We start from the raw sequence: 12214 nt of genomic DNA on the forward strand, positions 1-12214 counted from the left end.
GCGATCGGATCGTCGATGAACGCGTGCGCGCGTCACGCGGCGAGCCGGGGACCCCGGGCTGCCGTCAGAACGCGCCGGCGATCGCGGGAGGACCGCGGTGGCGCAGCCGGGCGAGCGGGAGGCCGAGGTCGCGCAGCCGGGCGGGCGCGACGACCGTCGGCGCGACGACGGCCGCGGAGACGGGGACCGGCACCACGACGAGTCGTTCGGCCGTCCGGGCGATGCGCACGCGCGCCGTCCGGAAGAGGCCCCAGAACGCCTGCTCGCCGAAGCGGAGGGCGACCACCGTCACCAGCACGGCGCTCGCGTGAGTGAGCCACATCGACGGGGTGAGTTGGGACCCGTGCGCCGCGGGCATGGCACCGGCACTCATCGTCCCGGCGGACATCGTGAGGTGCGCGCCAAGGTGGAGGTGCGCCATCCCGTCGGGCGCGGTGAACCGCACCCCTCCGCCGCCGAGGGAGAAGAGCGCGTGGAACAGGAACTGGCTGAGCCCGACGGCGACGGTCAGCCGCCACAGGGAGAGGCGGCGTGTGGTGAGCGCTACGGAGGCGAGGGTCGCGAAGGCCAGGCTGAGAGCGACGGGCACGAGACCGGGCGCCGCTCCGCCTCCTGCGACGTGGAACAGCGCGGCGACGAAGATCGCGGCACCGGAGGCGAGCATCCCGCGTCCGACGCGTGCCCACCTCGATCCCATGCGCATCCTCCGTGTCGTCGGGTCTTCGGAGCCAGTCTACGGAACGGATTCCGCGGCTCCCGGCCGACCACAACGGGGGTCGGCGAACGGTCCGGACGGGAGCCTCACCCGCGTTATCCTGTGCGGGTGACGGTGGACACATGGCGGCGGCGGGTGCTCGTGGTGGAGGACCACGCCCTCATGCGCTCCCTCGTCGTCGACGCATTCGGCCAGCGAGGCTTCGAGGCGGCAGGCGCAGCGACGGCCCCCGACGCGCTCGCGCTCGCCGGCACGTTCGACCCGGATCTCCTGGTGACGGACATCGACCTGGGCAGCCGGCCGAACGGCGTGGAACTCGCCACCATCCTGCGGGCGCGGTCGCCGCACGTCGCTGTGATGTTCCTCAGCAACCTGTCGCGCGAGGCCGCCGCCGCCCAGGAGCGCAGCACGGTCGCGGACGCCTCCTTCGTCAACAAGGCCGCGGTGGAGTCGGTGGAGGAGCTGGTGGATGCGGCCGAGGCGGTCCTGGCCGACCGTCCCGTCCGGCGGGAGCAGCCGGGCACGGATGCGCGCTCGCGTCTGCTGCGCCTGACCGCCGCCCAGCTCGAGACGACGCGGCTGCTCGCCGCAGGCCTGTCCAACGCGGAGATCGCCCGCCGGCGCAACGTCACCGTGCGAGCCGTCGAGAAGAGCGTGGAGCGCGTCTTCCAGGCGCTCGGGTTCGCGGGCGGGGAGCGCACCGCACCGCGCGTCGCGGCGGCCACCCTGTACACGTCGACCTTCGGCGACCCCGCTTCGGGACTCTGATCCGGATGACCGCGCTCCGCCGCTCCCTCGCGCGCGTCCACGGGCCGGCGGCGATCACCGTGTGGAGCTGGCTGCTCACGCTGCCGTTCGCGCTCACCGTGATGTCCGGCCTCCAATACGTCTCCGGTGGACCGGGAGCCGTGCTGGCCGTGGCCGGCCTGCAGCACGGCATCCTGGGCGGGCTCCTCCTGCTCGGGGCGGCTGTGCTCCGGGTCGTCCCGCGTGGCGCGCGTCCCGTTGCCGTCTTCGCGATCTACGCGGCGATCGGCGCGGTCCGTCCCCTGCTCTTCCTCGAGGCCGGCGGTCTGCTCGGCATCCCGGTCGCGCCGGGGGACCTGGCGGGTCGCATCGCCGTCAACGTCGTGGTCGTCGTCGCGGTGTTCGCGCTCATCGCCGTGGCCGTGGACCTCGTGCGCGAGCACCTCGGCGTCTTCCGTCGCCTGCGGGCGGCCCAGCGCGCGTCCGGTGACGACATCGGCTGTGCCACGGAACGGCTCGCCCGGCTGCGGAGCGAGGCGCTGGACGACGTCGTGGAGGCTCTCGAACGGACGGCGGCCACCGCGGCGGCGGACCTGCCCGAACCGGCCGAGGCGGCGCGCCTGCTGCGGCGGCTCGCCGAGGACGTCGTCCGCCCCGCCAGCCACCGTGTCTACGAAGACGACGGCGCCGCCCCCGGACCGGACGGCGAGCAGGTCGCTCCCCGCGAATGGTTCACGTCGGTCGTCGGCGGGATGCGCGCCGCGCCTCCCCTGGCCACCGCGCTGCTGTTCACCGCGATGGTGCTGCCGTTCGTGTCCATCCTCTCGGGCCCGGCGATCGTCGCACCGGTGGCGGCCGGCCTGGTCGTCCTCCTGATCGGCGGCTCCCTCGTGGCATCGGTGACGCTGCCCGCGCACCCGGCCGCGCGCCTGACGGTGCTCCTGCTCCTCTACATCGGCGTCGGCCTCCTCGTGTCGGCGACGGGAGCCGTCGGGCTCGCGCTCGCCGGCAGCGACCCCGCCCCCGCGTGGTTCGAGACGGCGACCTACCCGCTGATCGCGTTGACGGTCGCCCTCGTCTCCTCGCTGTCGGTGCGGGTGCGGCAGGACCAGGCGGAGCTGGAGGCGGCGCTGCAGGCCAACGTCGCGGCGGCCGCCCGGGTCCGCGCCGACTACGACCGGGAGCGCGCGACCCTCGCCCGCCTGCTCCACGCGGGCGTCCAGTCCGAGCTGATCGCCGGCGCGCTGGCGCTCACCGCGGCTCCGCCCGCCGACCGGGCGGCGGCCGCCCGCCGTGTCATCGACGTGCTCGGCCGCGCGCGGGACGCGCTGCGGGGCGCCCACGACGAACGGCACGCGGCCGACGAGGTCAGCGCCCTGCTCGACAGCTGGTCGTCCGCGATCGAGTTGCGGGTGGCCGTCGACGAGGCCGTCTGGGGGCGCCTGGTGGATCCGACACGCGCCTCCGCCGTCGTGGATGCGGTCTCGGAAGGACTCGCCAACGCCGTGCGGCACGGCGACGGCTCGCCGGTCGCGATCGCCCTGCGCGCCGCGGACTGCGATGGCGTGAAGGTCGTCATCGAGTCGGGCGGCACTCTCGGGGCGGCGGATTCGGGCATCGGTCTGAGACAGCTCGCAGAACGCGGGACGGTCGCGCTCCGCGAAGCGTCGGGCCGAGTGGAGCTGGCCGTCGCCATCCCCTGAGACCTCGTCGGGCATCCGCGCGGATCCCCGTCGTATCAGCCGTACCGCGGCCTGCCGGGCACAGGTGGGGACCGTACTTTCGTGGGTGACGGCGACGCTGCCGTCCGGTCCCGGATCGGGGGCCCCTGCATGACCCGAACGCGCAGGATGCGCCCCCCGCCGGGATCTATTCGTCTGCATTGATGGAACATCCAGCCGAAATCCGATAGAAAAGGGAGTACGCCTTTCGCGCCTCCCCCGGTGCGTCGCCCCGACCGACTCGTCCAGGAAGTACCAGCAGCTTGCCCCAGTCCACTCCTTCCGTGCGGCCTCGCCGCAGTGTCAAGGCACCCGTCGTGGTGGATGTGGACCAGCAGTCGCAGCTCTCCGACGATCCCGTGAGCGCGTTCACCACCGCGGAGGAGCTGACCGCGACCCAGACGTTCCCGAGCCGTCGCGCACGCCTCGAAGCGGAGCGCAGCCGGCCCCGCACGCGGGAGCGCGTCGTCGTTAAGCCCGCCCGCGCCGAGCGCCGGCCCAAGCCCGAGCGTCCCGCGCGCACCGCCGCCGCTGTCCGCGCGCCGCGGGTGCGCACCGCGCGTCCGGAGCGCCGTCGCTGGGGCGTCCACGCCGTCGTGATGGTGGCCCTCGCCGCCTTCTTCGGCACCGCCGCCCTCCCGGCCTACGCGACCACGGGCGAGGGATCGACCGTCGGAGCCGCGCGCACCGCGCTCGCCGTGCAGACCCTCACCGGCGGCGGCGTCACCCAGGTGGTGGCCCGTGACGGCCTCGACATCCAGGAGAGCCCGCAGGCTCTCGACTCGACCATGAACACGACGGTCTCGCCCACCGTGCAGGCGCTTGCCGTCCAGCTCATGGGCGCGGTCGCATCCGGCCGCCTCGTCGGCTCGGTCCCCAACCACATCCCGGAGATCGCGGACCTGGCCGAGGGCCATGCGGTCCCCGGCTGCGGCATCGACTACCGCGTGCTGCAGGCCATCTCGGTGGCGCTCGACAACTTCAACCAGGTCGGCGTCAGCGACATCAACCGTCGCTGCACCGGCCAGATCGAGGGCGCGGGCACCGACTCGGCCCACTACGCCGACGGCGGCGGTCACGCGGTCGACTTCTACCTCCTCAACGGCTCTCCGCTGACAGGTGGAGACGCGAAGTCGGTTCAGCTGATCAAGATCCTCGACCCGCTGGTCCCGGACGGCACGGGCCTCGGCCAGATCGGCTGCCGCGCCTCCATGGACCTCAGCAACTTCAAGCCGTTCGACGACACGTGCAACCACCTGCACATCGACTTCCTCAAGTCGGACGGCCCCGCCCTCCGCTACGGCTGACCCGTCGCCGCATCGCGGCCGTCAACCGAAGAGGTTGAGCGCCGCCCACTGCACGAGGATGACGGTCTTGCCGTCGGCGATACGGCCGTCGGCGACCATGGTGAGCGCCTCGTCGTAGGGCACGACGACCGGCTCGATCTCCTCGCCCTCGTCCTCCAGGCCGCCGCCTCCCGCGATGTCCGCGGGGGTGTAGGGCGCCGCGTAGAAGTGCACGCGCTCGGTGACCGAGCCCGGACTCATGTACAGGTCGAAGAGGTGCGTGAGCCCGCCGATCGTCACGCCGAGCTCTTCCGCCGCCTCCCGGCGGATCGCCTCCTCGGGGCCGTCGCCGTCGAGGAGTCCTGCCGCCGACTCGATGAGCATGCCGTCGGGATGGCCGTTCACGTACACGGGGAAACGGAACTGCCGTGAGAGCAGCAGCGTGCGCCCGACCGGGTCGTACAGCAGCACCGTCGCGCCGTTGCCCCGGTCGTACGTCTCGCGCGACTGGGTCGTCCACTCGCCGGAGCGTCCGCGGTAGTCGAAGGTGGTGCGCCGCAGCACGTGCCAACCGTCCGAGGTGACCTCGACCTCGCGCATCCGGACGTCCGGGTTGCCGGCCAGGTCCATTCCGGTGCGGTGCAGGCCGGTGCGGCCGCGGGAGTCGGGGACGTCGTGGCCGGGGCGCGGGTCGCTCATGCTCCGAGCCTAGCGAGCGGCCCGGAGCCGGGCGGAGGAGGTCAGCGGTAGCGGCGGCGGATCTCGCGCGCGGCGAGCACGTCGCCCGCGTGCGCCTCCCGCATCTTCGCGAGCGCCTTGTCCGACTTCAGCGGCAGGCGGAGTACGTCGTCCGCCTCGATTCCGGCGACCAGCTCCCGCGCCCGTTCCACCTCGGAGTCCAGTTCCGCGCCGAGCAGCAGCGCGTTGTTCGCGATCCAGATCCACAGCAGGAAGACGATGATGCCGGCCAGTGCGCCGTACGTCCGGTCGTAGTTGCCGAAGTTGCCGACGTAGAACGCGAACAGGGCGGAGGCCACGCCGAGCACGACGATCGCGACGATCGACCCGGGCGTGAGCCAGCGGATGCGCGGGTGCTTGATGTTCGGCGTGGCGGCGTAAAGCACCGCGACCAGCAGCACGATGACGACGACGACGACCGGCCACCGCACGACGGACCAGATCGCCTGGAAGGCGTCACTCAACTCGAGGAACGCGCCCAGGAACTCGAGGACCGGACCCGAGACGACGAGCAGCAGCGCAAGGAGCGCCATGAGCACCAGCGCGAGCAGTGTCACGCCGAGCTGCACCGGGCGGAGCGTGAAGAAGGTCCGCCCCTCCTGCACCCCGTACACGCGGTTCAGGGACCGACCGAACGCGCCGACGTAGCCCGACGCTGACCAGACGGCGCCGATGATGCCGATCGCGAGCGCCCATCCGGTCGCGGGCGAGGCGGCGAGCGTCTCGATCGGACCCTTCAGCACGTCGGTCATGCCCGGCGCGAGGTCGTTCACCATCCCGAAGAGCGCGTCGATCCCGGCCTTGCTCTGGCCGACGATGCCCAGGAGGCTGACCAGCGCGAGCAGTGCGGGGAACAGCGACAGGACGGCGAAGTAGGTCAGGCCGGCGGCGAGGTCGGTGCACTGGTCCGTGGAGAAGCTCCGCATCGTGCGCTTGAGGATGAACCCCCACGGCAGGCGGTACCAGGGCTCACTGCGGCGGTCCTCGATGCGGCGGACTGCCTTCGCGCGGGCGCTGCCGACGCCCCCGTCGTCAACGGGCACGCCCGCGCCTCCGCAGGAGCAGGGTCGCGATGCCGGCGGCCGCGCCCACCATGGTCAGGAACACGCCGACGAACACCACCGGGTGGGAGCGGATCTGCACCCGGATGTTGAAGGTCGCGAACAGGTCGTCCAGGGTGCTCGCGAGCTCGTCGCGGGTCACCTCGAGGTCGAGCTTCATCTGGTTGATGCCGGCTCCCGGGGGGAGCGGCGGGCGGCCGGCGGGACGCTGCCCCTGGCGTCCGATCGACGGAGTGGTGTCGGAGGTCACGGCTGCTCTCCCTTCAGGGCCTTCGCGTCGGCGCTCAGCTCGCTGCCCAGGTCGTCGGGCACCGGCGGCATGCCCTTCTTGAGGCTGCGCAGCCCGATGAGGCCGACCACGACGGCGATGACGATGAGGATGACGCCGACGATGATCGCCGCCAGCCACGCCGGGAGGATGAGCGCGAAGCCCAGCACGGCCGCCGTGATGAGCACCGCGAACGCGAAGAACAGGAAGAGCAGGGCGCCCACGAGGAGCCCTGCGCCGATCCCCGCCGCCTTCGCCTTGGCGGCCATCTCGGCTTTGAACAGGGCGAGTTCGGTCGCGACCAGCCGGCGCAGCTGGGCGACGAGGTCCTTGGTGAGCTCGGGGAGCGGACGGAGTCCACGGGTGGTACGTCGGCGCTCCCGCGGCAGCGGTGGCTTGTCGGCCATCGGTTCGGGCTCCTCTCGGACACTGGTAGGCCGACCGTACCCCACGCTCAGACGCGAGTGAACCCGTGATGGTGCACACTAGGGGCATGAGCGGCAACGAGATCGCCGGCCGGGGTGGCATCCTCGCGGCCGTGGTCCCCGGGCAGCCGGTCGCGGTGCTGGAGGAGGCGGCGCGGCTCGCGGACGACCTCGATGTGCCGCTGGTCTGCGCCAACGTCGATCCGGACCGCTACGTCGTCTCGAGCTACGTGGACGGAACAGTGGTGGCCCTTCCCTACGATCCGGATCTACCGGAGACGGAGGAGAAGCGCTTCGACCCCGACCTGGAGGCGCACATCCGGCGCGTGCTGGACGGCCGCGGCATCCCGTACTCGTTGCAGCAGCTGGCGGGCGACCCGGCGTGGTGCCTGGCGCGGCTCGCCGACGACATGAACGCGCGCTACATCGTGGTCGGGACGCGCGAGGCGGGCCTGCGGGGCAGCGTGCGCGAGTTCTTCAACGGCTCCATCGCGGTGCATCTGGCCCACCGGCAGCACCGTCCCGTGATCGTGGTGCCGCTGAACCCGATCCCGGGCACGCAGTCGTTCCCGTGGGAAGACCCGCCGGTCTAGTGCCGGCCGACCGCCGTCGAGGGCCCCTGCACCTGCGGTCGCGCTCGATCCTGCTCGTGTTCGTGGGAGGCGCGCTGGGCACGGCCGCACGCTACCTGCTGACGCTGTCGGTGCCGCCCGTCGCGGGCGTGCCGCTGATCACCTTCCTCATCAACGTCACCGGTGCATTCGTGCTCGGCTGGCTGCTGCAATCGCTCGCGCTGCGCGGGCCGGACGAGGGCGGCCGTCGTGACGTGCGGCTGTTCGCCGGCACGGGCATCCTGGGCGGGTACACGACGTACAGCTCGCTCGCGGTGGACACCGACGGACTGATCGCCGCGCAGAGCGTCGGCCTGAGCATCCTGTACGCCGTGGCGACCATCGCCGTGGGCGCGCTGGCCTCCGTGGCGGGCATCGCCCTCGCGTCGGCGATCGCGCGCCGCCGGGCCGGAGGGGGAAACGGATGAGCCCGCTGCTGGTGCTGGCGGTCGCTGCCGCGGGCGGCGTGGGAGCCGTCGCGCGCCTCCTCTTCGACGGGGGGCTCCGCTCCTGGCTGCGGACCGGTTACCCGATCGGGACCACGATCATCAACGTGACCGGCTCGTTCCTGCTGGGGCTGGTGACCGGACTCGCGCTCGCCCACGGCCTGCCGCCCGAGTGGCGGGCCGTGCTCGGCACCGGCTTCCTCGGCGGGTACACAACGTTCAGCACGGCGAGCTACGAGACGGTCCGCCTGGCGCAGCAACGACGCTACCGGGCAGCAGCCTTCAACGGCGTCGGGATGCTCGTGCTGGCGCTCGCCGCGGCCGGGCTCGGGCTGTGGCTGGGCCAGCTGTGACCGGTGCGGCGCTCAGTCCTGGTCGGGCTCCTGCTCCATCCACCACTCGGTGAACTCCTCGGCACGCCCGTCGTGGGCGAGCCGGACGATCCACAGGTTGCTGTAGATCGGGCCCTCGCGGTAGTCGGTCACGCCCTCGACGAAGTACACGGGGCCGTCCTGCCCGAGCAGCCGCCACTCGAACGTCGCGGCACCGGGGTCGTCCTGGGCGTCGAGCCACCCCTCCACGATCTCGAGGTGCCCGTCCCACGGCTCGGCGAACGGTTCGGTGCGGTAGCTCGCGTCCTCGGTGAACAGCGCCCGGATGTCGTCGGGGTCGTTGCTCTCCCATGCGCGCCGGTAGAGCTCGATCCAGTTCGTGATCGCGTCCGCCATGCCCCCGTTATACGCCCTGCCGGTGAGGCGCCGCTACGCTGGGCCGCATGGAGGAGCCGTTCGCGTCCTGGTCCGAGTTCAACGTGGCGGTCGCGGGCGCCGGAGCGGCGCTGGGCGGTCTGCTGATCGTGGCGCTGTCCGTCAACATCGCCACGATCGCGAAGTCGCCCGGGCTGGCGGCGCGCGCCGGCGCATCCATCGCCGCCCTCATCCTCGGGGTGGCGCTGTCGTGCGCTGCACTCATCCCGGGGCAGCAGACCGTGGGCTACGGCATCCAGGTCCTCGTCGGGGCGGCGCTGTGCGCAGTGATCGACGTGCGCTGCGGGATCACGGTCGCGCGGGATGCGGTGCGCACCGGTTTCCGGCGCTACACGCTGGAGCGGATCGCCTTCTTCGCGGTGCCGACGCTGATCTACGCCGTCGCGGGGATCCTGCTCGTCGCGTCCACGGCCTGGGCCGCCGGGCTGGTGCTGGTGGCTGTGGGCACCATCGTCGCCATCGTGGCGACCGTCGCGTTCTCGTGGGTCGCGCTCGTCGAAGTGCTGCGCTGAGCCGTCACGCGGAACGCGGTCAGGCCGGCTGCGCGGTCAGCTTCGGCAGCGCGGTCAGCTCCGGCAGCGCGTCGACGAGCGGCGCGAGCTCGGGCACCTGACGGGCGCCGTCGAGCGCGCGGGCCAGCGCGTCGTCGTGCACGGGCCGCGCGGTGTCGAGCAGCTCGTGTCCCGGCCCGGTCAGCTCGGTGTAGATGCCGCGGCGGTCGTCGTCGCACAGGATGCGCGTGAGCAGCCCGCGGTCCTCCAGCCGGTTCACGAGGCGGGTCGTCGCGCTGGGGCTGAGCGCGCTCGCGCGGGCGAGCTGCTGCATCCGCATGTGCCAGCCGTCCTGGCGGGCGAGCGCGTCGAGCACGGTGTACTCGACCACCGACAGCTGCACGGTGCGGCTCAGCTCCCGCTCCAGCTCGGCCTCGATGTACCCGTGCAGGGCGGCCAGTGTGCGCCAGCCGTGCGCGCGCACCTCCACCGCGTCGTCCGCGATGCCCATGGGCGCTCCCTTCGGTGTCCGGCCGCATCGGGCCGCGGTCGGGGCAGACGGGGTTGCACAATGTATAGTTGCACGTGCAACTATTTATAGCGCGTCTGCAACTAACAGAGTAGCGCACCCCCACTGCATCCAGAAGGAGACATCCATGCCCGCTGGCCTGATCGCCCTCGCTCTCGGAGGATTCGGGATCGGCCTCACCGAGTTCGTCATCGCCGGGCTGCTGCCGGAGGTGGCGGCCGACTTCCACGTCGACGAGGCGGCCGCCGGGTGGCTGATCTCGGGGTACGCGCTCGCGGTGGTCGTCGGCGCCCTCGGGCTGACCGCCGCGGCGACGCGCCTGCCGCGGAAGGCCGCGCTCATCGGGCTGATGGTGCTGTTCATCGTCGGCAATCTGCTCTCCGCCGTCGCCCCGGACTACGGCACGATGCTCGCCGGCCGGATCATCGCGGCGCTCTGCCACGGCGCCTTCTTCGGCATCGGCTCGGTCGTCGCGGCCGGACTCGTCGCGCCCGAGAAGCAGGCCCGCGCCATCGCGGTCATGTTCACCGGACTCACGGCCGCGAACGTGCTGGGCGTTCCATTCGGCACGCTCCTCGGCCAGGCGCTGGGATGGCGCTCGACCTTCTGGGCCATCACCGGGATCGGCGTGATCGCCCTGATCGGCGTCGCCCTGCTGGTTCCGGCGAGCGCGGGCGGACGGTCCGCGACCGGGCTGCGCGGCGAACTGTCGGCGTTCCGCTCCGGCCAGGTCTGGCTGTCGCTGGCGGCCACGGTGCTCGGCTTCGGCGGGATGTTCGGCGCCTTCACCTACATCGCGTACACGCTGACCGGTGTCGCGGACTTCGCATCCGCCGCCGTGCCGTGGCTGCTGATCCTGTTCGGTCTCGGCCTGTTCGCGGGCAACTGGGCGGGTGGGCGGCTCGCCGACCGGTCGATCGACCGCACGCTGCTCTGGCTGCTCGCGGCGCTCGCCGTGGTCCTCGCCGCGTTCGCGCTCGTGGCGGGAGTCCCGGCCGGAGCCATCATCGGGCTCGTGCTCATGGGCGCGTTCGGGTTCGCCACGGTGCCGGCTCTGCAGCTGCGGGTGCTCTCCTCCGCAGCGCACGCTCCGACCCTCGCCTCGGGCGCGAACATCGCCGCCTTCAACCTCGGGAACGCCCTCGGCGCCTGGCTCGGCGGGCTCACCATCGCGGCCGGGCTCGGGTACACCTCGCCGCTCTGGGTGGGCGCGGCGATGACCGTCGGAGCGCTCATCGTGGTCGCCATCGCGGCGGCCTCGGCGCGTCGTTCCCGCAGGCCCGGCGCAGCGCACGCGAGTGCCGATCGGGAATCCGCACTTCCGGTCCCCTAGAACGGAGCGTATAGTCGCCCTCGTCTCGAACGGTCAGGGGGTGATCGTATGCCGGAGCTGGCTGAGAAGGCCCGCCACAGCATCCTCACCCCTGCGCGCGTGCTGGTCGGCTCTCTGATCGCCGGCGCCGGTCTCACCGTTCTCGGCTTCTTCGCCGGAGGGTCCGCCGCCTCGGCGGCCGAACCGGCGCCGCCCGCCGCACCGGTCGGCGCACTCGTCTCGAGCGTCACCACGGGGGTGGGGGATGCGGTCGGTTCGGTCACCCAAGCGGTGACGCCGGCGCTTCCCGACCCGGTGCAGAGCGTGGTGTCCGCGGTCGTCACCCCGGTCACCGCCACCGTCGACCAGGTGGTCGAGCAGTCGCCTGTCGGCAGTGCGGTGCAGCCGGTTGCGGACGCGGTGGACCAGGTTGTCGCCGCCGTCCCCGTGGTGCGCGACGTCCTGCCTCCAGCGCCCGTCGCGACGGTCACGGAGCCGGTCACCGGGGCCGTCGACCAGACGGTGTCGGACGTGGTGGGCGCGGTCGACACGGCCGTCGCCCCCATCATCGCGTCGGACGGCGAACAGGCCGGGCCGGAGCCGGGTTCGCCCGCGTCCGAGCTCCCTGGCGGCCTCGACGCGGCGTTGGCCTCTTCGGCCGCGCTCGCGGCATCCGTGCCCGCCCTGCTCGCGGCCTCCGGCACGCGCCTCCCCGGCGGACTGCTGCCGTTCGGCTCGTCGGCCGGTGCCGGTGCGAGCGGTTCGGCGCCTGCAGGCGTTCCCGCGGGAGACCCCTGGGCTCCCGGAGGTGGGGCGCCCGGCGGGCTGCCGGGAGGATCCGCGGGCTCGACGGGCGGCGGGAGCGGCCCGGGCGGAGCTGCGCCCGGATTCGCCGCGACCGCAGACGGCTTCTTCTTCTCCGGGTCCTCGTGGATCCGGCTCAGCGGCGCGGCCGCGGACGATCCCGTCCCCGCCGGCCCCGTCGCCGACCACGACATCAGCCCCGACTGAGCAGGTCACGGCTGCCGCGCAGGCAGCACATGACCCCTGCCCGGCACTCGTGTGCCCGGGCGACAACTCTCAGTCGAAAGGCATGA

The 12214-nt window shown here is 72.7% G+C and carries 16 protein-coding genes; 9 read left to right on the forward strand and 7 right to left on the reverse strand.

All coding sequences use genetic code 11. The features are described 5' to 3' along the window. Positions 1–64 precede the first annotated feature (64 nt). Positions 65–697 (reverse strand): hypothetical protein, encoded by a 633-nt coding sequence (locus J2W45_RS13670; protein ID WP_310132814.1) that lies wholly within the window; start codon positions 695–697, stop codon positions 65–67. Positions 698–823: 126 nt separating this feature from the next. Here J2W45_RS13670 and J2W45_RS13675 point away from each other — a divergent pair, with 126 nt between their 5' ends. From J2W45_RS13675 to J2W45_RS13685, 3 genes are all read left to right on the forward strand, one after another. Continuing rightward, a complete protein-coding gene (locus J2W45_RS13675) occupies positions 824–1483 on the forward strand; it encodes a response regulator transcription factor (RefSeq protein ID WP_310132815.1) in 660 nt (219 codons plus the stop codon). 5 nt (positions 1484–1488) lie between these two features. After that, positions 1489–3165, forward strand: a complete 1677-nt coding sequence (locus J2W45_RS13680) for a sensor histidine kinase (protein WP_310132818.1) — start codon at positions 1489–1491, stop codon at positions 3163–3165. A 335-nt stretch (positions 3166–3500) separates the two neighbouring features. Further along, positions 3501–4490, forward strand: coding sequence for a hypothetical protein (locus J2W45_RS13685; RefSeq protein WP_310132819.1), 990 nt, complete (start codon positions 3501–3503; stop codon positions 4488–4490). A gap of 21 nt (positions 4491–4511) precedes the next feature. On the opposite strand, the gene J2W45_RS13690 is transcribed toward J2W45_RS13685, so the two are convergent. Genes J2W45_RS13690 through J2W45_RS13705 form a run of 4 tightly spaced genes read right to left on the reverse strand, consistent with a single transcriptional unit; the run spans position 4512 to position 6943 of the window. Then, positions 4512–5168: an NUDIX domain-containing protein gene (locus tag J2W45_RS13690; protein ID WP_310132820.1), complete on the reverse strand. Its 657-nt coding sequence runs from the start codon at positions 5166–5168 to the stop codon at positions 4512–4514. A 41-nt stretch (positions 5169–5209) separates the two neighbouring features. Beyond that, positions 5210–6250, reverse strand: a complete 1041-nt coding sequence (locus J2W45_RS13695; protein WP_310132822.1) for a YihY/virulence factor BrkB family protein — start codon at positions 6248–6250, stop codon at positions 5210–5212. Beyond that, positions 6240–6518 carry a hypothetical protein gene (locus tag J2W45_RS13700; RefSeq protein ID WP_310132825.1) on the reverse strand — a complete coding sequence of 93 codons (279 nt, stop codon included), beginning with the start codon at positions 6516–6518 and terminating at the stop codon, positions 6240–6242. The genes J2W45_RS13695 and J2W45_RS13700 overlap by 11 nt, the downstream gene beginning before the upstream one ends. Further along, positions 6515–6943: a phage holin family protein gene (locus J2W45_RS13705; RefSeq protein ID WP_310132826.1), complete on the reverse strand. Its 429-nt coding sequence runs from the start codon at positions 6941–6943 to the stop codon at positions 6515–6517. Before J2W45_RS13705 ends, J2W45_RS13700 begins: the two co-directional genes overlap by 4 nt. An 86-nt stretch (positions 6944–7029) precedes the next feature. On the opposite strand from J2W45_RS13705, the gene J2W45_RS13710 reads away from it, so the two are divergent. From J2W45_RS13710 to crcB, 3 genes are read left to right on the forward strand one after another with little or no spacing between them, the layout of a single operon-like run. After that, positions 7030–7554 (forward strand): universal stress protein, encoded by a 525-nt coding sequence (locus tag J2W45_RS13710; protein WP_310132828.1) that lies wholly within the window; start codon positions 7030–7032, stop codon positions 7552–7554. Positions 7555–7610: 56 nt separating this feature from the next. Beyond that, positions 7611–8000 (forward strand): fluoride efflux transporter FluC, encoded by a 390-nt coding sequence (locus J2W45_RS13715; RefSeq protein ID WP_310132830.1) that lies wholly within the window; start codon positions 7611–7613, stop codon positions 7998–8000. Beyond that, positions 7997–8371, forward strand: coding sequence for a fluoride efflux transporter CrcB (gene crcB, locus J2W45_RS13720; RefSeq protein WP_310132832.1), 375 nt, complete (start codon positions 7997–7999; stop codon positions 8369–8371). The genes J2W45_RS13715 and crcB overlap by 4 nt, the downstream gene beginning before the upstream one ends. Positions 8372–8383: 12 nt before the next feature. On the opposite strand, the gene J2W45_RS13725 is transcribed toward crcB, so the two are convergent. Further along, entirely contained in the window at positions 8384–8746 is a 363-nt protein-coding gene (locus J2W45_RS13725; RefSeq protein WP_310132833.1) for a nuclear transport factor 2 family protein, read from the reverse strand. Between the two features lie 47 nt (positions 8747–8793). Here J2W45_RS13725 and J2W45_RS13730 point away from each other — a divergent pair, with 47 nt between their 5' ends. Next, on the forward strand, positions 8794–9297 hold the full coding sequence (locus tag J2W45_RS13730) for a hypothetical protein (RefSeq protein WP_310132836.1): 504 nt from the start codon (positions 8794–8796) through the stop codon (positions 9295–9297). A 19-nt stretch (positions 9298–9316) separates the two neighbouring features. On the opposite strand, the gene J2W45_RS13735 is transcribed toward J2W45_RS13730, so the two are convergent. Continuing rightward, positions 9317–9787 (reverse strand): MarR family winged helix-turn-helix transcriptional regulator, encoded by a 471-nt coding sequence (locus J2W45_RS13735; RefSeq protein ID WP_310132837.1) that lies wholly within the window; start codon positions 9785–9787, stop codon positions 9317–9319. A gap of 145 nt (positions 9788–9932) precedes the next feature. Here J2W45_RS13735 and J2W45_RS13740 point away from each other — a divergent pair, with 145 nt between their 5' ends. Next, positions 9933–11138, forward strand: a complete 1206-nt coding sequence (locus J2W45_RS13740; protein ID WP_310132840.1) for an MFS transporter — start codon at positions 9933–9935, stop codon at positions 11136–11138. Positions 11139–11186: 48 nt separating this feature from the next. Continuing rightward, positions 11187–12128 (forward strand): hypothetical protein, encoded by a 942-nt coding sequence (locus J2W45_RS13745; RefSeq protein WP_310132842.1) that lies wholly within the window; start codon positions 11187–11189, stop codon positions 12126–12128. The last annotated feature ends 86 nt before the right edge of the window (positions 12129–12214 follow it).

Source organism: Leifsonia shinshuensis (genome assembly GCF_031456835.1).
GTDB classification, from domain to species: domain Bacteria; phylum Actinomycetota; class Actinomycetes; order Actinomycetales; family Microbacteriaceae; genus Leifsonia; species Leifsonia shinshuensis_C.